The organism is Streptomyces sp. CA-106110, assembly GCF_050936285.1.
Lineage (GTDB): Bacteria > Actinomycetota > Actinomycetes > Streptomycetales > Streptomycetaceae > Streptomyces.
In genome coordinates, this window is sequence record NZ_JBNJNB010000001.1 from 591,132 (window position 1) to 610,120 (window position 18,989).

General features: G+C 67.2%; 15 protein-coding genes. 12 read left to right on the forward strand and 3 right to left on the reverse strand.

Going from position 1 to position 18,989, the window contains the following annotated elements; all coding sequences use genetic code 11:
- Window positions 1-15: 15 nt before the first annotated feature.
- The gene (ltrA, locus tag ACQEXA_RS02970; protein WP_433128478.1) at window positions 16-1,230 is read right to left on the reverse strand and encodes a group II intron reverse transcriptase/maturase; all 1,215 of its coding nucleotides are present in this window, start codon (window positions 1,228-1,230) and stop codon (window positions 16-18) included.
- Window positions 1,231-1,291: 61 nt separating this feature from the next.
- On the opposite strand from ltrA, the gene ACQEXA_RS02975 reads away from it, so the two are divergent.
- Window positions 1,292-2,545, forward strand: a complete 1,254-nt coding sequence (locus tag ACQEXA_RS02975) for an IS4 family transposase (RefSeq protein WP_433128479.1) — start codon at window positions 1,292-1,294, stop codon at window positions 2,543-2,545.
- Window positions 2,546-3,577: 1,032 nt separating this feature from the next.
- Here ACQEXA_RS02975 and ACQEXA_RS02980 read toward each other — a convergent pair.
- The gene (locus ACQEXA_RS02980; RefSeq protein WP_433128481.1) at window positions 3,578-4,204 is read right to left on the reverse strand and encodes a DedA family protein; all 627 of its coding nucleotides are present in this window, start codon (window positions 4,202-4,204) and stop codon (window positions 3,578-3,580) included.
- Between the two features lie 277 nt (window positions 4,205-4,481).
- Here ACQEXA_RS02980 and ACQEXA_RS02985 point away from each other — a divergent pair, with 277 nt between their 5' ends.
- From ACQEXA_RS02985 to ACQEXA_RS03035, 11 genes are all read left to right on the forward strand, one after another.
- A complete protein-coding gene (locus tag ACQEXA_RS02985; RefSeq protein WP_432937477.1) occupies window positions 4,482-4,901 on the forward strand; it encodes a hypothetical protein in 420 nt (139 codons plus the stop codon).
- A 279-nt stretch (window positions 4,902-5,180) separates the two neighbouring features.
- Complete coding sequence (locus tag ACQEXA_RS02990; protein ID WP_433128482.1) at window positions 5,181-6,020, forward strand: IS5 family transposase; 840 nt, start codon at window positions 5,181-5,183, stop codon at window positions 6,018-6,020.
- A 159-nt stretch (window positions 6,021-6,179) separates the two neighbouring features.
- Window positions 6,180-7,247, forward strand: coding sequence for an alpha/beta fold hydrolase (locus tag ACQEXA_RS02995; protein ID WP_432937472.1), 1,068 nt, complete (start codon window positions 6,180-6,182; stop codon window positions 7,245-7,247).
- Between the two features lie 1,701 nt (window positions 7,248-8,948).
- Window positions 8,949-10,250: an ABC transporter substrate-binding protein gene (locus ACQEXA_RS03000; RefSeq protein ID WP_432937469.1), complete on the forward strand. Its 1,302-nt coding sequence runs from the start codon at window positions 8,949-8,951 to the stop codon at window positions 10,248-10,250.
- Between the two features lie 7 nt (window positions 10,251-10,257).
- On the forward strand, window positions 10,258-11,337 hold the full coding sequence (locus ACQEXA_RS03005) for a carbohydrate ABC transporter permease (protein WP_433128484.1): 1,080 nt from the start codon (window positions 10,258-10,260) through the stop codon (window positions 11,335-11,337).
- Window positions 11,334-12,167 carry a carbohydrate ABC transporter permease gene (locus tag ACQEXA_RS03010; protein ID WP_432937464.1) on the forward strand — a complete coding sequence of 278 codons (834 nt, stop codon included), beginning with the start codon at window positions 11,334-11,336 and terminating at the stop codon, window positions 12,165-12,167. Before ACQEXA_RS03005 ends, ACQEXA_RS03010 begins: the two co-directional genes overlap by 4 nt.
- Window positions 12,164-12,982 (forward strand): carbon-nitrogen hydrolase family protein, encoded by an 819-nt coding sequence (locus tag ACQEXA_RS03015; RefSeq protein WP_359399549.1) that lies wholly within the window; start codon window positions 12,164-12,166, stop codon window positions 12,980-12,982. Before ACQEXA_RS03010 ends, ACQEXA_RS03015 begins: the two co-directional genes overlap by 4 nt.
- On the forward strand, window positions 12,979-14,862 hold the full coding sequence (locus ACQEXA_RS03020; protein ID WP_432937459.1) for a glycoside hydrolase family 125 protein: 1,884 nt from the start codon (window positions 12,979-12,981) through the stop codon (window positions 14,860-14,862). The genes ACQEXA_RS03015 and ACQEXA_RS03020 overlap by 4 nt, the downstream gene beginning before the upstream one ends.
- 19 nt (window positions 14,863-14,881) lie before the next feature.
- Window positions 14,882-16,306 carry an extracellular solute-binding protein gene (locus tag ACQEXA_RS03025; protein ID WP_432937456.1) on the forward strand — a complete coding sequence of 475 codons (1,425 nt, stop codon included), beginning with the start codon at window positions 14,882-14,884 and terminating at the stop codon, window positions 16,304-16,306.
- A 430-nt stretch (window positions 16,307-16,736) separates the two neighbouring features.
- The gene (locus tag ACQEXA_RS03030; RefSeq protein WP_433128487.1) at window positions 16,737-17,171 is read left to right on the forward strand and encodes a MarR family winged helix-turn-helix transcriptional regulator; all 435 of its coding nucleotides are present in this window, start codon (window positions 16,737-16,739) and stop codon (window positions 17,169-17,171) included.
- Entirely contained in the window at window positions 17,168-17,605 is a 438-nt protein-coding gene (locus ACQEXA_RS03035) for a hypothetical protein (RefSeq protein WP_432937450.1), read from the forward strand. The genes ACQEXA_RS03030 and ACQEXA_RS03035 overlap by 4 nt, the downstream gene beginning before the upstream one ends.
- 130 nt (window positions 17,606-17,735) lie before the next feature.
- On the opposite strand, the gene ACQEXA_RS03040 is transcribed toward ACQEXA_RS03035, so the two are convergent.
- Window positions 17,736-18,956, reverse strand: a complete 1,221-nt coding sequence (locus ACQEXA_RS03040; protein ID WP_433128489.1) for an RNA-guided endonuclease InsQ/TnpB family protein — start codon at window positions 18,954-18,956, stop codon at window positions 17,736-17,738.
- Window positions 18,957-18,989 lie beyond the last annotated feature (33 nt).

The window sequence follows — 18,989 nt, forward strand, 5'->3', positions numbered from 1 at the left end:
CTCTTGTCATCCTGATCACCAGAACGTGGGAACCCATGCCCAATGGGCGAAGAGCCTGGGGTACTGACGGGTGATACGCCGCCAGCACGCATGGGCCTTCTTGAAGGTCCGCAGCCGCTTGAACTTCTTGCGGATCCAGCGCATCAAGTAGGCGTTGATGCGCTCCAGGAGGGGAAGCAGCGCCGTCCGGTAGAACGCACCGAAGTACTGCATCCAGCCCCGAACGATCGGATTGATCGCCCGTGCGAGCTCGGCGAAGGTCCGGCCGATCTGTCGGTGAAGCCGCCATTGCCGCACTTCACCGCTGATCTTCTTCGAGGATTCCTTGCTGATCGCCGGCAGGAACGAGGTGAACCTCTCCCCATTCCTGTCGATGGCCTTGCGAGCCCGGAAAGTGAACCCCAGGAAGGTGAACTCCGTCTGCCCGTACGGACGTCGGCGCTTATTACCATCCCGGCAGTACACGATCTTGGTCTTGCCGGGATGCAGCCGCAACCCAACTTCCCGCATCCTGTTCGCGATTGCCTCCCGTAGTTTCCGGGCCTGACCCTCGCTGACACAGTGCACAACACCGTCGTCTGCGTACCGTTCGAACGGTACGCCCGGATACTCCCGGGCCATCCACATGTCGAACGCATAATGCATGAACAGGTTAGCCAAAACAGGCGAAATCGCAGAACCCTGCGGGGTTCCGCGATCGCGCTGCTGCAAGGTCCCGTCAGGCAGTTGCAACGGCGCCTCAAGCCACCGCCGCACATACAGAACTACCCAGGGGAGATCCGTGTGGGCCCGAACCGCTTTGACGACAAGGTCCCAGGGCACGCTGTCAAAGAATTTCTGGATGTCCAGATCGATCACCCAGTCATACTTCCAACAGCGTTTCCGGCACGCCGCGACCGCATCCAACGCGGACCGCCCAGGACGGTAGCCGTAGGAGTCCTGATGGAAGATCGGTTCGACCTTCTCTTCAAGACGCCGGGCTACTACCGTTTGAGCGATTCGGTCAGCCACGGTGGGCACACCGAGCAAACGAACCCCACCACCATGCGACTTCGGGATCTCCACACCCTTCACCGGAGGCGGAAAGTAACTCCCCGAAGACAGACGATTCCAGATTCGATAGAGATTACCCTTCAGATCCTTCTCGAAGTCCTCGATGGAGCGCCCGTCCACCCCTGCCGCACCCTTGTTCGCCTTGACCTTCTCGTACGCCTCCTGAACCAATGCCACGTAGCGTAAGTTGATCAAGGGCGTGGGGCCGCCTTCGACTCCGGGCGGTAGGTTGCTGACCGTGACTCAGGGTGCTGGTGCAGGCGGGCGGTTGCCGGAGTGGATCTCGATCGGGCTGCTGGCGGGCTCGGTCCCACGTGATGTGATCGACGACGCGGTGCGGGCGTTCGGACGGCAGGCCAGACGGTCGGACGGGAAGCTCCCGCCGCATGTGGTGGTGTACCTGGTGATGGCGTTGGCGCTGTTCGCGGACGACGACTACGAAGAGGCCATCACCCGCCTTTCGGAGCCGTTGGAGCGGTGGGGCTGCTGGGACCGGGCCTGGGAGGTGCCCACGACCAGCGCGATCACCCAGGCCCGCAAGCGCCTGGGCTCCGAACCGCTCGCGGAGATCTTCGACCGCATCACCGAGCCGGTCGCGGAGCAGCTCACCCGCGGGGCCTGGCTCGGGCCCCGCCGCCTGGTCTCCATCGACGGCATGGAGTGGGACCTGCCCGACACCGAATCCAACGCCGAGGCGTTCGGCCGTTCCGGGACCGCCGCCAATCCCTCCGCCTTCCCCAAGGCGCGGGTGCTCACCCTGGTCGAGACCGGCTCCCGCGCCCCGATCGGGGCGGCGATCGGGCCGATCGCCGGCAAGCGCGCCGGCGAGCAGACCCTGGCCTTCCATCTGTTCGAGCGCCTGGAAGAGGACATGCTGCTGCTGGCCGACCGGGGCTTTTTCGGCTTCGAGCAGTGGTGCGCTGCCGCCGGGACCGGCGCTGACCTGCTCTGGCGCGTCGGCGACACGCTCACCCTCCCGCTGGTCGCGGACCTGCCCGACGGCTCCTACCTCTCCCTGGTCTACTCCCCCCGCCTCAACACGGCGGCGCGGGGCCGACTGCTGGAAGACGCCCGCGCCGGGCGGGAGGTCGATCCCGCAGCCGCCCGAGTGGTGCGCGTGGTCGAGTACGAGGTCCCCGACCGCGGCACCGACGCCGAGCGGGAGCTGATCTGCCTGATCACCACGATCACCGACCACACGAACGCCCCCGCCCCCCTGCTCGCTCACGCGTACCACCAGCGCTGGGAGCACGAGCAGTCCAACGATGACCTGAAGACCGCCCTACGCGGCCCAGGCCGCATCCTGCGTTCCAAGAGCCCGGACCTCGTCCGGCAGGAGCTGTACGGCTACCTGCTCACCCACTACGCGATCTCCGCCCTGATCTGCCGGGCCGCCACCGAGGCCGACATCGACCCCGACCGGGTCAAATTCACCCGCGCCCTGCGCATCGTCCGCCGCCGCGTCGCCGACCCGGCGGCTATTTCCCCCTGAGGACCTGGACGCCGTCCTGGCCAGGGTCCGCGCCGACATCACCCGCAAGAAGAACCTCAACCCCCGCCGCCGCCACCGCAGTTACCCCCGTGTCGTCAAGCGCGCCCGGCACAACAGCTACCGCGTCAAGCGTCCTGCCGACACCGGCACCCGCCATCCGGCGCCGCCCACAATCCACCTCGTCAACGCCCGAGCACTCACTCTCACAGCATGATCAACTTACGCTACGTGGCATTGCCTCCTGAACCTCCCACTTCGAGATCTCAAACGGCTTGTCCGATGATTTCAACTGGTCCACCCAGCTCCTCCCGGAGAACTTCCGGTTGACCGAACGAACAATCAGTCACGGATGACCCGGCCCCTTCGCTCCCCCTTCATTACAAAGGGTTCCTCACTACTACGAGCCGGTCCGCCAGCACACCCCGCGTCGGTACTCAAACCCTCACGGTTCTTCCGCTTGGGCCGCTCCCTCTCGCCACCCGCATGACTCAAGCGGCACTATCAGGGCATGCCTTCTCACGTTCCATGCGAGAGCCGCAGATCAGGCTCACGTCGCCTCCGTGCCGGACACCGCCTGGCCAGTAGACGGGACTCCCGCCAGACTTATCCCGGAGCAACCACAAATCTCCGGTTCTGATGTCACCTGTTTTCTAACGACACTTCAGCAGCGATTCACTTGCGTTCGTCTTCCTGATCCCCACCTGACGGCTCTACCGCCGCCTTTTCCACATCGCTCACCACGACGGTCGTCAACCAACGCAGCATGTGGCGGTTTGGCACCATCCCCCGCAGGACGGAACCGAGGGGCCAAGTCCCTCATCTCTCGCACAGCACCGCATCGCGAAGCTCTCCTACCTGAACTCCCCTCTGCGTTCGTGACACACGTGGTTTGGAGCCTCCCCCTGCAGGGCGACCCCGGAGGACCTACCTCCATCTCCTGCACAGCACCGCTTCCAGAAGCTCCTACACCGACGCCTCCTTCAACGTTCGTGACACACGACCAGGCCAGATAGCGAAACGCTGGGGTACTAGCTAGTCCGTGGTGCGGCGGCGGCGCAGTACGGTACGGGCCACGAGCGCGAGAATCAGCACGCCCAGGGCGATGAGCAGATAGATCGAATAGCGGTTGACCTCGGTGTAGATCGTGGTGATGTGGTCGCCGGCGGCGTAACCGACGCCCGCCCACAGCCCGACCCACAGCGCCGCCCCGAGCGCGTTGAAGGCGAGGAAGCGCGGCCAGGGCATCTCAGTGGTGCCGGCGATGATGCCGTTGGCTTGGCGCAGCCCTTCGACGAAGCGCGCGATGACGACGACCTTCCCGCCGTGGCGGGCGAAGAAATTCTCGGTCTTCTCATACCGTTCGGGCGTGAGAAAGACGTACTTGCCGTAGCGCTGTACGAGCGCGTGCCCCCCGGTGCGGCCGATGAGGTAGCCGACGTTGTCTCCGAGGATGGCGGCGACGATGCCGATGGCGATGACGACGGCGATGTTGAGCTGCCCGGCACCCGCATACAGCGCCGCGGCGATGAGGATCGTCTCGCCCGGGGCGGGGACGCCGAAGTCCTCGACGAAGATCAGGCCGCCCACTGCCCAGTAACCCCAGTGATTCAGGATCGGTGCGATGTCACCGAGCACCCCGGGCAGAGGTGGCGCGCTCATGCGGATCTCGTCCCTTCCCTCATATGGCGGGAATGCGGTTGTCGTGCGATTCGAGCCGGCCCCGGGGGGGCCGATGGTGTTCAGGTTATTGCGGGCAAGGCAGATAGCGGCTCGGGGGTCGGTGAGGCGGCACACGGCGGCCACTGCGGAGCCGGCGCATCCCCGCCGCGGGTCGTACGCGGCTGCCGAGTCAGACGCTGACCTGCGTCAGGCTGGGCTTGCCCATCCGCTGACCGGCCTCCTGCGAGGCGAAGACTTTCACAACCCGCACTGGCAAATGAGGCTGGAGCTGAGCCTGGACTGCTTCATCTGCCAACGCACCCGGCGCACGACCTCCTTCCAGCACGGGCAGGAGCAGGCTCTGTGCTCGGCCCATGAGGAACACCCCGAGCACCCCACCGCGGCCCGGGTCGCCGCCTTCGACGTCACCGACGGGCGGGAGCGGACGGCGCTGCGGGCCGTCGTCGACTACTGGTGGGCGCCGTTCCACGACACAAAGCGCGACCATGCGGCCACCGCACTGTCGCTCACGCCGTGGGTCCGCCTGCATCTCGGGTACTACTGCCCTCAGGCCCGGCAGTCTGGAACGTTCAGCATCCAGACCAACATGATGCGACCGGTACGCGACACGTGCGGCCACTGCGACCACCCGCTCGGCACCAGCAAAGACGCTCCCGCCATCCTGCTCCTCGCCTGAGCCCCGCCCGGGTGCCGTCATCAAGCGAACCCGAGCACGCCCGAGATCTCAAACACACTCTCAAAGAGCGTTTTGTCCCGGCGGTGGTGTTTGGTGGATGTTCGTGGACCAGGTCGGCCTGAAATTGCTGGGGCAGAAGTTCTCGCTGAGGCAGGAGTGACGGCAGACATCAAGCGTCGGCCCGTTTCAGTCAGCTCGATCCTGTCTGATCCCAGGGCGCCCCCGATTGACGCCTTTTGCGCCCTGGGGAAGGGGTCTGCCGGACGGTACTACCGAAACATGGAGCGACAACGGCCGTATCCCAGCGACCTGTCCGACGCGCGTTGGCAACTACTGGAACCCACATTCACTGCCTGGCGGGCGGAGCGAAGAGGCAAGGGCCTGGACATCGGACGCCCGCCCGAACATGACCTGCGCCGCATCATGGACGCCATCCTCTATGTCGACCGGACCGGGATTCCATGGCGCTATCTCCCTCACGACTTCCCACCATGGGAGACGGTCTACGGGTACTTCGCTGCCTGGCAAAAGGAAGGCATCTTCGACCAGCTCAACGGACTCCTGCGCCGGTTGGTGCGTGAGGCGGAAGGCCGGGACGCCGAGCCCAGTGCTTGCATACTGGACGCGCAGAGCATCAAGACCTCGGCCAATGTGCCCACGGCCGGCCAGGGCATCGACGCCGGCAAGAAAATCGCAGGTCGCAAGCGTCATATCGGCGTCGACACCCTCGGCCTACTGCTGGCTGTCTGGGTGACCGCGGCGAGCATCTCCGACAACGCCGGCGGCATCCGTCTGCTCTCCCGCATTGCCGCCGCCAACCCTCGCGTGACCAAGGCGTGGACCGATACCGGATACCGCACGAAAGCCATCGACCACGGCGCCCACCTCGGCATCGACGTCGAAGTCGTCCAACGCGACCCCGGCACCAAAGAATTCAAGGTGATCCCCCGACGTTGGGTGGTCGAGCGCACCTTCGGCTGGCTCATGCACCACCGCCGCCTCGCCCGAGACTACGAAACCCACCCCCACCGCTCCGAAGCCATAATCCACATCGCGATGATCGACCTCATAAGCCGACGACTCACCCGCGAATCCACCCTGAACTGGCGCGACACCTGAACCCCGAAGCAAACACCACCGCCGGGACAAAACGCTCTTTCAGACGACACCTGAAATAACCATCACCGCACGACTCCCCTCCGCTACACCGGGCGGAGTAGCCACAATGACTCCCCCCGCAGGATGACCGCGGGTGTGCCATGGGCGATGCTGTGGGCCGTGACAGCTGATCTTCGCCAAGCCGGAGACGGGGGCGCCCAGCCGGCATCCGCTCCGCCGTTGCGCCGGGCCGAGCGCGCGCACCCGCCACGCCGCTCCCGACTGCGGCGGTGGCTGCGGCGCGCCGCACTGGGCTGTGCCGTCATGCTGGTGGTCGTGACAGCGGCCTCGTTCATCTTCAACGCTGTCACGGCCCGACGCGCCGCGCCGCCGCGGGGGCTCAGGTACGTGCAGGCCACCGACATCCGCACGCGCTACCAGACCTGGGGTACGGAGGGCCCACCGGTCGTCCTGGTGCACGGCGCCTTCGAATCCGTGGACACCTGGTCGCGCCTTGCTCCGCTGCTCGCCCACGACCACCGGGTGTACGCGCTCGACCTGACGGGGGACGGATACAGCGAGCGCCATGGCCCGTACACCGTCGACCATTTCACTCGTCAGCTCCTGGGCTTCCTGGACGCCATGCACCTCGGCGGTCCAGGCGAGCGCCCGCTGCTGGTGGGGCACTCCAGCGGAGCCGCCGTGGTCACCGAGGCGGCGTTGCGGGCCCCTGGCCGGCTGGGGGGTGTGATGCTCCTCGACGGCGACGCCCTCGACACCGGTGCCGGACCGCCGCCGGGCTTCAAGTACGTACTGATCGACCCGTACCGCACCAGCCTGCTGCGGCTCGGGCTCGGCGTCGACGCAGTGATCCGCAGTATGTACGACGCACAATGCGGGCCTGCCTGTCCGCGCCTGGACGCCGCCGGTCTGGATCAGTGGCGACGCCCGCTCCGGGTGCCGGGGGCGGAGAACGCACTCTGGAGCATACTGGCCGCGGGTGTGCCGGGTCTGCCCGCAGACCAGGTGGCTGGGCTGGCCGGGGTGCGCCTGCCCAAGTCGGTGGTGTTCGGAGCCCAGGACGACGTGTTCACCCGGCAGACGCCGCAAGAGACCGCCCGCCGTATCGGCGCACCGCCTCCGACACTCATCCCGGGCGCCCGGCACCTGACGATGATCTCCAGCCCCGAGGCGGTCGCGACAGCCGTGGACAGACTCACGGCGGCATCGATCGCGGCATCCCGATGACCCGGCCGCTGCCCCGGTTCCCTTGCCCGCCAACCCTGTTGGCGGGCAAGGGAACCGGGGCAGCGGCCTCACTTGCTCGTCGTGCCCTCACAGGACCGGGTCTTTATGTGCTGAGGAGCGGTTGAAGAACGACCGGTAGCAACGCAGCGCCTCGGGCGGGGTCTCCGCGTCGGCCATTGTCCGCATGACCTCGAGGTTCCGCGGCGACACCGCCGGAAGCCATGCCACGGTGTGGGGCTCACACAGTCATCGCTGCAGGTGGAAACCTGCGTACCGAGCCCTCGGCGGTGGCTGGGATGCTGCACGTCGATCACCTCGCTGCTGTACGCAGCCAACCGTGCGCTGTGTCCGTGCTGGCGGTACTGGGCGCCGGGAGACCGCCAAGGATGCCGAACTGCTGGTGCTGCGGCACGAGAGCGCGGTACTGCGAGGGCAACCGACCAATCCGATCCGCTACGAGTCCGCCAGCCGGTTCTGGTCGGCCGCCCTGTCGTCGCTGATACCCCGCCGCCACTGGGGCAGCGTCTTCCCGGTCACACCAGGGATGCTACTGGCCTGGCATCGAAGGGTGGTCGCCAGAGAGTGGGACTACTCTCGCCGACGCCGACGCCGTAAGTGCCAGCGACCTCATCCGTGCTGGTCAGCCATGTGCGGTGCGGTCATTCGTCCCGGCCGGTCGGCGGTGACATCGGGGACTGACTCGATGATTGCCGGCCCGGCTTCGGTCGGCACCAGGATGATCTGGTGCTGCTGCGACTGCCCTACCTGGGCTTGACGAGCGTGTTCACCTTGATACGGCTCCTACCGATGAGCCACAGCAACAAGGACGCTGAGATCTTGGCTCGGTGCGACCGCGCACCCGACGGCGACATGGGTCACCCAACTCGCCCGAGACATGGTCGGGGAGTCCGCTGAGGTCCTCTTCGAACGCAGCGGACAGGTGGGTTACTGCTCCCGGCCTTCGCGAACGTGGGCGTGGTCGGCACAACGGTGCACGGGTACGGGGCACTCGGCCTCAACGGGTTCCAGACTGGCCTCGTCGGGATGGAACTCCCCCGTGGTGAAGGGAGCTCCGACCCATCAACGCCGTGCAGTCCGGGATGGTCATGGGCACCCCGACCGCTTGGGCAACGAGGAGGAGAAGCAGCGGTGGCTTCCGCCGCTCGCCCGCCTCGACAAACTCGGGGCCTTCTCGCTCGTGATTCTGGTCGACGGCGAGCGCGACGACGAGGCAATACGCGGGGCACCGCCGACGTGCCGCCGCCGCCCGGTCTTCGCCTCTCCGGGGCGAAGACGCAGGGGGTTCGCATTCGAAGGGGTGCGACCCGGGAGGGCGGCACAATTCCGCTGCAACGGGAGGAAACAGCACATATCCATCAGGACGGCCGTGACCCTGTTGCAATGGAATCGTTATCGACCTTTCGGGCGGAAATTACCGAAATGACAAGTCCCACTGGAGGCCCCAGAAGTGGAAGCCGCCCCTGAGAGCCGATGACCATCAGCGGTCGACCCCCACCAGAGAATCTGGCCATTCAGGACATTTCAGCCTCCTGTGCGCCCCAGTCGGCGAAATCCCGGTCTTGACAGGCGTTAACGCGCGACTTCAGACTCTCCGCACGCATTAGTCATTGAGCAATGACAAATGGATTGCACGGTGGCACCCACTGATCGCCCAGACCGGGAGGCAAGATCGTGAGACTCATGACCCGAAGGCGTGTACGAGTCACAACGGGGGTGGCGACGGCGCTGCTCCTGAGCACGGTGGCGGCATGCGCCGGGTCGGGCGGCAGTACGCCGAGCAGTAGCGGCAAGGTTGAGGGCAACCTGCGGGTACTGAGCAACTGGACCGGTAGTGAAGGTGATGCCTTCAAGCAGGTCATCAAGGGTTTTGAGGCCAAGTACCCGTCGGTCAAGGTGCAGGTCGAGACGGTTCCGTTCGAGCAGGGTCAGGCCCTGCTGACGCAGCAGTTCGCTCAGGGCTCGCCGCCGGACGTGTCGGTGGCCTTGCCCGGACTGGTGAGGACGTTCTCCCAGCAGGGGTTGCTGGTGAATCTCGACTCGTCCTGGGACAAGTGGGTCGCCGACGGCGAGTACACCCCGTCCGTGCGGGACATGGCCCAGGGTTCCGACGGGCACACCGACGCCGTGCTGTTCAAGGGCAACGTCAACGCCCTGATCTGGTACGACCCCAAGCAGATGGCCAAGCTCGGCGTGTCGGTACCGCACACGTGGGCGCAGTTCACCTCGGTGCTGAACACGGCCAAGGCCAAGGGCGTCACCCCGTTCGCGGTGGGCGGCAAGGACCAGTGGCCGCTCACGCAGTGGACCGACTCGATCCTGCTGCGGGTGGCAGGGGCGGACGCGTTCAACGACCTGGCGCGCGGCAAGATCGGCTGGGACGACCCGCGGATCGTGAAGTCCTTCCAGGTCTTCGCGGACACAATCCGCTCGTATTTCCCGTCGACATCGTTGTCCAGCAGTTTCACGGACGCCACCTGCGGGCGGGTCGCGGGCAAGTACCTCTTCGAGAACCAGGGCGCCTTCATCAACCTGGTCGACCCCCAGGAATGCGGCACGAAACTGGTGCCGGGCAAGGATCTGTCCTTCTTCGAGATGCCCGCCTACGGCAGCACGCCCGCGCCCCAATTTGTGAGCGGTGACCTGTTCATGGGCGCGAAGGCGTCCAAGAACCCTGCCGCCACGCGCGCGTTGCTGGACTACCTCGCATCGCCTCAGGCCCAGGAGATCTGGGCGAAGATCGGCGGATACGTCGCGCCGAACGCCAAGGTCCCGGCCAGCGCGTACCCCAACGTCAATGACCGCAACGCGGCCGCCCTGTGGCCCAAGAACCCGACCCAGCAAGCCGGTTACGACCTCGACGACTGGATCGGCGGGGAGATCCAGGTCAAGTACGAGCAGGCGCTCACGCAGTTCGTCCGCGACACGAACGTCAACGCCTTCATCTCGAAGATGAAGCAGATCGACACCCGCTCCCACCAGTGAGACGGCGATGATCACTTCCCTCAAGAAGCCACCGCCCGCGAGCGGTCCCGGATCCACCGGTGACCGCCGCGGCGGCGGCCGCACACCCACCGCCCCGGGCGGCACCCGCACAGCGGGAAAGAGGGGCAGCCGCACGGGCTACGCCTTCGTGACCCCGCTGATGGTCGTCTTCGCCCTGTTCTATCTCTGGCCAGTCCTGCAAAGCGTGCTGAGCAGCTTCTTCACCTGGGGCCTGCTGCGGCCGTGGAACCTGTTCGACCGCTCCACCTGGCAGTTCGCGGGCATGGCCAACTACCGGCACACACTGAGCGATCCGGACTTCTGGCACGCCGGCGCCAACTCGCTGCTGTGGCTGATCCTCTTCCCGCTAATGGTGGTGGGGATCTCCCTGGTGGCGGCAGTGGCCATCTGGCACGCCCGGCGCTGGTCGGTCGTGTTCCGCACCGTGTTCGTGCTGCCCATGACGATCTCCCTGGCGGCAGCGGGCGTCATCTGGTCCTTCGTCTACAACCCCGACGCGCACATCGGGGTACTCAACGCCGTCCTCAAGGCCCTGCACCTGCAGGGGACACTGAATATCGGCCCGCTGCACCTGAAGACAACGGGCCAATGGCTCGCCGACCCCGGCACGCTGAATCTGGGCTTCTACGACATCCGCCTGGTCAACGTCTTCGTGATCATCGCGGCGGCCTGGGCATTCGCCGGCTACGGGGTCATCACCTTCAGTGCGGGGCTGGCCTCGTTGCCCCAGGAACTCGTCGACTCCGCGCGCGTCGACGGCTGCGGGCCGCTGCAGGTGGTGCGCCATGTCATCGTGCCGCACCTGCGGCAGCCCATGCGGATCGTCTTCGTCGTCAGCGTGATCTTCGCGCTCCGAACGTTCGACATCGTCTATGTCATGACCTCGGGCGGCCCCGGCACGGACTCCACCGTCCTCGGGCTGCTGCCCTGGCAGGAGGCGTTCGCCTTCCTCACCTCGCCGCAGGCCGGACAGGGCGCCGCCGTCGCGGTGCTGATGTCGGCCGTGCTGATCGTCCTCGGCTTCCCCTACCTGAAGTCGATGCTCCCCCGGAAGGAGTCACGGTGAGGAGGAACCGCTTCACGGTCACCGCGCTCTACGGCTCGCTGACGGCCGCCAGTCTGGTCTGGATGGTGCCCGTCGTCACCGCGCTCGCGATCTCGGTACTGCCGATCGGCCAGACCCGCAGCGGGTGGTGGCACGGCGGTCTGTCGCAGTTGACGCTTGCCAACTACCGGGATGCGTGGAACCAGGGACTGTCGCAGTACGTCGTACCCAGCTTTATCATCACCCTCGGGTCGGTGGCGGTATCCCTCCTGATCGGGGCGCTCGCCTCGTACGCCTTCGCCCGGCTGGAGTTCCGCTTCAAGCGGCTGACCTACTTCCTGTTGCTGACGACGATGATCGTGCCGGTCCAGATCATCCTGATCCCGCTGCTGCCGTGGCTGCGCCTGCTGGGTCTTGCGCAGGGCGACCTGCAGTACCTCGGCATCATCCTGGTCCACACCGCCTTCGGCGCGGGCTGGGCGGTCTTCATGATGTCCGCCTTCTTCGCGGACGTGCCGGAGGAACTGCTCGAGGCGGCCCGACTGGACGGAGCCTCACATCTGAACCAACTCAGGTATGTGGTACTGCCGTTGGCCCTGCCGGGACTGGTGTCGTTCGCGATCATCGATTTCGTCTTCGTGTGGAACGACCTCCTGCTCGGCCTCACGCTGCTCGACCGTGATCATCAGCCCCTCACGGTCGGCCTGGCGAATCTGCAGTCGCCGCATCTGGCGCAGGAGAACCTGGTCTCGGCCGGTTCGATCATGGTGGTCCTTCCACCGCTGCTGCTGTTCATCGCCCTCAACAGGTTCTACGTACGCGGGCTGTTCGCCGGAGGAGTCAAAGGATGAGTGTGCTGGATGTCGTCGCCCTGCAACTGTCGGCAGAACTGGGCGATGTGACGGGCAACGTGGAGCGCCTCTTGGACGCTGTGCGCACACACGGTCCGGGCAGCGACCTGGTGGTGACGCCCGAACTGATCACCACCGGTTACGACCTGGACATGCTCGACGAGCGCGGCGCGGAACTGGCCGAGCCGCTCGACGGCCCCACGGTCTCCGCTGTGGCGAAGGCAGCCGCAGAGGTCGGTACGACCATCGTCCTGGGCCTCTTGGAACGCGACGGCGACGTCCTGTACGACACAGCCGCGGTCATCCTGCCCGACGGGGCGGTGCACCCGTTTCGCAAGACCCACCTCTACCCCGCGGAGCTCACCCGGTTCACAGCCGGCCAGGGCCTCCTCACCGTCGACACGCCCGCCGGCCGACTCGGACCGCTCATCTGCTTCGAGCACGCCTTCCCCGAACTGGCCACGACCCTGGCCCTGGCCGGGACGCAGACGCTCGTCATCCCCTCGGCCGTACCCATCGGCTACGAATACCTGCTGACCCTGCGGACCAGGGCCCGCGCCCAGGACAACCAGATGTTCGCCGTCGCCTGCAACCTCACCGGCGGCGGCTTCACCGGCCACTCCCTGATCGTCGACCCCGCGGGAAACGTGCTGGCCTCGGCGGGAGCGGAGGAGACCGCGCTGCGTGCCCGGCTCGACCTCGACCTGATCGCCAAGGAACGCCACCAGGAGCCGGCACTGGGCATGCGGCAGGTCGACCTGTACCGTCCGGAGGCCGTGGACCGGCTCGGTGTCGTGACGGCGGGTGACCAGTGAGCGGGCAGACCCCAAACGCGGCGGAGGGGGCACTGAGCGCCGGCCTGCCCAAACCGCTCGACCTCGGCAACGGGCTCGTCGCCGGCTCCTTCGGCGGCGACGGATCATGGCTGTCCCTCGGCGCCCCGCACCCGGTTCACGGCTTCGTCGAGATGCTGGCCTCGCCGCCCTTCGACGAGGAGCAGCGCGGCGACCCGGCGGCCGTGCGCCGCTACAGGGAACAGCTCACCCAGGAGCGGTTCGCGTTCTTGCGCCTGGACCTGCCCGACGAGCAGGTGCCCGAGTGCCGCGCCGTTCTGGACGGCGAAGGCCGGCCCGTGTGGCACCGCAGTGGACGCGGGTGGACCTGTTCGGTGACGGCATGGGCCCTACCCGGCCAAGCGGCACTCGCTCAGCGGTACGTGATCGAGGCCACCCCCGATGTGCGTGCGGTGCTGCGATTCGGCGGCCGACTGGACCGCAGCGCGTTGGCAGAGATCACGGAGGTCAATCCGCCCCTCCCTCTCGACGTGCACAGCGACGTGGAGGTGTCGCCCGGCGAACTCACCGTCACTGCACCGGTCCTGACCACCTCGGCCCGCGTGGCAGTGCACGCGACGGCCGGTCGCTGGGTGCCCGATGCCGGCGGCGCCGCGCAGTGGGAGATCACCGCCGACGACGGCGAACCTGTGGAGATCACGGTCACGGTGTCGTTGGCACCTCCCCCCTGGCCGGGCGATGGACTGCGCCCTACCGCCCCCGCGCCGCGGATCACGCAGGCCGATCCACCCGGGACCCTCGAGCACATCGCGGCCGGAGCCGTACGCTACGTGCTGGGCTGCACCGCGCTCGACGTCGGCCACGGAGATCGCACCATTCTCACCGACCACCGACTGCTCCCCTTGAGCTGGACCCGTGACGCCTACTACCAGGCGCTGCTCCTGTTGTGTGCGGCACCCGACGACCACGCCGTCACCGATGTGGTGGCCGGCCATCTGCGGTGGCTGTGGGGCAGAGGACGCACGCCAGGCGCGCCCTGGATGCGCAGCCACCTGCCCGACGGCCGGCCCAAGGACCTGGCCGTGCAGGCCGATCAACAGCTGTATCCCCTCCTCGAACTCGCCGACTACCGGCGCGTCGCGGGCCGGTGGCCCATCAGACCGGACGGCGGCGATGCCGCGCACCAATGGGGCCGACTGATCACCGAGGTCTGGCAGGGACTGCCCCGAGACGGTCACGACGGGCTGCTGGCGGGAGCGGAGAACCCCGCCGACGACCCCAGCGAGCTGCCCTTCGCTCTGTCCACGCAGATCCTGTACTGGCACACGGCCTCGCAACTGGCGCCCTGGTCCTCCGAGTTGGGTCTCGAATCGCTGCATCTGGAGCAGACCGCGCAGAATCTCTCAGGCGCCATCGCGCGGGCCTTCACCTGCGAGGGGCCGTTCGGCCCACAGTGGGCCTACGAGACCGACGGCAACGGCCACCACCGGCTTTACCACGACGCCAACGACTTGCCCACCGCTTTGGCCCCGACTTGGGGCTTTTGTTCCCCCGAGGACGAGCACTGGATCGCCACCATGCGGTTCGCGTTCTCCCCGCACAACGCCGGCCATGTCGCCGGACGCTTCGGGGGGCTGGGATCGGCGCACACCCCAGGGACGTGGACGCTGGGCGACGCACAGGAACTCGCCGTCGCACGGACGATGAGGGACAACGCCCGCGCGAAGGCGGTACTGGAGCGCATCGGCCATGTCGCGGGCGTCGACGGACTGCTTCCGGAGACCTACCGCGCCGACAGCGGGAGGTGGCTGGCCCGCCACTGGTTCGCCTGGCCCGCGGCTGTGTTCGGAATCCTCCACTTTGGTATAACCAAGGGCGGGCACAACGTGTGGCGCGCATGAAAACGAGGAACGGGTGACGGTGATCGACCCCACGCAGCCGCTGCCGGTCTACGTTCAGCTGAAGAACCTGCTGATCCAGGAGATCGTCGGCGGCCGGTACGGCCCCGGTGACCGGCTGCCCACGGAGCAGGAACTCTGCGCCATGTACCGCATCAGCCGCACCCCGGTCAACCGGGCCCTGACCGAGATGGCCGAGGAAGGGATCGTGCTGCGCCAGCGCCGCCACGGTTCCTTCGTCAACCCGAGCTGGGTCCCCCCGAACACCGCCGCGAGCACCCTGAAGGTCGTCGTCCCGGAGGGCTCCTGGGAAGCCACGGTGCGCGCCGCGGCGCCGCCGGAGCTGTCCCTGGACATCGTCCAGGTCGGGTTGTCCGACCTGCGCCAGGTGCTGGTACGCGCCATCGCCGAGGGCCAGGCACCCGACCTGGCGATCATGGACTCGGTATGGGTGCACGAGTTCGCGGCCTCCGGCTTCCTCACCCCGCTGGACGAACTCGACCCCGACTGGGTCGACGACGAGTACGAGAGGGACTTCCTCGAGCCGTTCCGCTCGGCGAACAAGTTCGACGCCCGCCCCGTCGCGGTACAGGCGGAGGCGGACGTCGCCGGCATCTGGTACCGGCGATCCGACCTTGCCGCCGCCGGACACCAACCACCGCAGACCTGGAAAGAACTGGCCGCCCTCGGCCAGACCCTGGCCCAGCGCGGCACGGCCATACCGCTGACGCTGCCCGGCGGCTCCGCCGCCGGCGAAACGGCCACCTACTGCCTGCTGTCGCTGCTCGCCTCCAACGGCGCCGGAGTCCTCGACCACGACGCCGTCACACTCGACACGGCTGCCGCCACGGAATCCCTCGCCTTCCTGCGCGAACTCCTCCACGCGGGCGTCATCTCCGCCGAGTCGGTGAGCTACGAACGCCATGTGCCCATACGCCAACTCGCCCAAGGCCAGGCCAGCATGGCCATAGGAGGCAGCTACGACGCCCCGGCCCTGGCAGCCGCCGCGTCACTCACCACACAAGACCTGCTCGACCAGTTCGGTTTCATCGCAATGCCCGCCGGCCCCCGCGGCCCCGCCGCCACCCTCGCCGGCGGCATGGCCTACGGCATCTTCCGGCAAGCGGCCTCCCCCCGGCAGAGCATGCGCCTCCTGCGCGCCCTCACCTCCATCCAAGCACTCGCCACCATGTCCCAAGACACCTGGCAGCTGGCACCACGCCGCACCGCACTCGAACAGGCCGCCCAGCACTCACCGTTCCTGCACACCACGGGCACCATGCTGCAGCAAGCCGTCGTACGCCCCGCCACACCGCCGTACGCACGCGTCTCCGCACAACTGCACGCACTCCTGGAATCAATCCTCCTCGAACGCCGGGAACCCCACACCGCCGCCGCCCGAACCGCCGACATGATCGGCGCCATCACAGGACTGCCCGTGGCCTGACCCAAACCACCACCCAAGGCCCGCGCAAGCACCCGCTACCTGGCGCTCCCGTCGCCCACCTCTGCGTCGAGGGGCAGGAGATCAAGGACGAGGGCGTCGCGAGGCTCTCCCCCTTCTTCGCTGCAGCCGAGGGCGATCTCGCCGTGGTGGAGCCGCCCCACTCGACGCCGGAGGCTCCCCGGCCGGCCCATCACTTCCCCTTCCGGCACCGCCGCCCCACTGATCATCGAGCTGTTTCGGCTCAACTGCGGCCCTGGGACTCTTGCCACCGTCGTTCCCCGACGCGGCGCCAGACCGATACCGCCTCCTTCACCTTGGTCGACCACCGACGGTGCCTCTACGTCTTTCGTCAAGGTAGGCGTGTGGTTCGGGCTTCGTAGACAGTGCTGGCACTTGCAGCCCATAGTTCGATCTCGTAATATCCGAAATCATGAAGCCCGAATCCGTGTCATCTGAACGGTCGGTGCTGCTGACCTTGCAGCGCGCGACCCACGCCACCTTGCAGCTGATCGCCGCCGAACTCGTCGACCTCGACCTGACCGCCTCCGAGATCAACGCGCTGGCCAACCTCGCCGACGGCCAGGGCCGCACCGTGTCCCAACTGGGCGCCGCCATCGGCATTCGCCCCACGACACTGACCAGCGTGTTGGACCGGTTGGAACGACGCGGTCACATCACCCGCGGCACGCGCGCCAACGACCGCCGCTCGGTGCTCATCGAACTCACCGAGTCCGGGCGTGCAGCGGCAGCCCTGATCAAGCAGACGCTCGCTGATCTTGAGAGCCGCGCGCTGGACGGCCTGCCTGCCGAGGCGATCGCCGGCTTCTACGCCGTTCTGGATGCGTTGATCAAGGAGGGGGCATGATCACAAACGGCCAGGGCCCCAAGGAAGAGTATTCACCGTTCCCGGAGCTGATGGCAGAGGTGATGGCCGCCGCCGAGCAGTTCGGGCACCGCCAGCACGTCCACCTGACCTGGCTGGCCGTACGGCGCTACGGCACCCACGCAGCAGTGGATCTGGTCAGCGATGGTATCCAGCGCACCGCCCGCTACGCAGGCGCCCCGCAGAAGTACAACGCCACCGTCAGCCGCGCCTGGGTGGAGCTGGTGGGCCACCATGCGGGCCAGTCCGACACAGCAGACTTCGACGCATTCGTCGACCAGCACCCCGCGCTGTTCGACAAGAAGCTGCTCACTCGCTTCTACCGGCCCTCAACATTGGCCGACACCCCGGCCAGGACCGGCTGGGTCGAGCCCGACCTCGCACCCTTTCCGTGGCAAACACGCCGACCGTTCTAGGTCCGAGGACGCGCATGCATCGCGAGGCGGTTCGCAGGGGAGCTGCCCTCACCGAGGCCAGTCTTTGAAGGCTCCCCTCCCTGAAGGGAGGGGATTCTCCACCCTCCAGGGTTGAGCGGGGATGTACGGCTCAGGCCGCCACCGGAGCCAGCGGCTCAGGTGGTCTTACGCCCTCGACACCGTCCGGGTTCCAACCTGCCCGGACCAGCATCACGCGGGCGGAGTTCTTGTCCCTGGGGGACACGGCTGCGCACACGGTGCAGGCATACGTTCTCATCGAGAGAGGGAGTGCGTGCTTGGTTCTCGCCCCGCACGTTGCGCAGTCCATCGTGGTGTGCGCCGGGTGCACCAGACGGACGTCCCGTGCGTGCTTGCGGCCCATCTCGACCAGGGCACGCTTCGTCGCCGCGATGGCCGCGTCGGCCGCCTTGCGGGCCATCGTGGTCTTCGCGAGGAACTTCGGGCGGAAGTCCTCCACCGCCACTCCGTCATGATCGCGCATGACGGACTTGGCCCACTTGCGGCCGGTGTCCTCCCGCTGCCGCGCGATCTTCCTGTGCAGCTTCGCTGCCTGTGCCTGCGCCTTCCGGTAGCCGGTGGATGCACGCTGTCCTTTCGGTCGCCGGCGCCGGGCCATCATCCGCTGGTACTTCGCGAGCCGCTGAGCGGACCGCTTGCCGTGTTCGGCATGCGGAAGGTCGTAGGCGTCGTCCGTGGTGGTCGCGGTCTCCTTCACACCCCAGTCCACGCCCAGGACGTGGCCGGTCTCCACAAGCGGCTCGACCTGGGCCGGGGCGACGAAGGAGGCGTACCAATGTCCGAGCGTGTCCTGGTACACGCGCACGCTCGACGGGTCGGCCGGAAGAGCCCGCGACCACACCACGCTCAGCACGATCTGGCCCGCAAGGTGCAGGCGGCCCTCCTTGAGGCGGAAACCGCGCCGGGTGTAGTTCAGCGACGGTCGGCTGTCACGCTTGCGCTTGAGGCGGGGCATCCCCGCCCGGCGGTGCTGCGCAAGCCCGTCCTTGATGTCCTTCAGCGCCTTCGCCCTCGACCTGGCGAAGTCCCGGATCACCTGCTGCTGCGGCACCGAGGCACCCTCGGCCAGCCACGGCATCACCCCGCGGGCGTCGGTCAGCATCCTGTCCAGCTGCGCCGGACCACACGTCAACTTCTCGCCGCCCGCTCTGCTCTGCGCGTGGGCCTGCCGGGACTTGGCCACGCATTCGTTCCAGATCCAGCGGCAGCGATCCCACTCGGCTTCGAGTGCGCGCCGGGCTGTCTTCGACAGGCGTACACGGAAGGTGTACCGGGCATGCCCGGTGTCCTTCGTGGTCGCTTCTGTCGTCATGCATCCGAACCTACCTGGGAGGACTGACAGTTG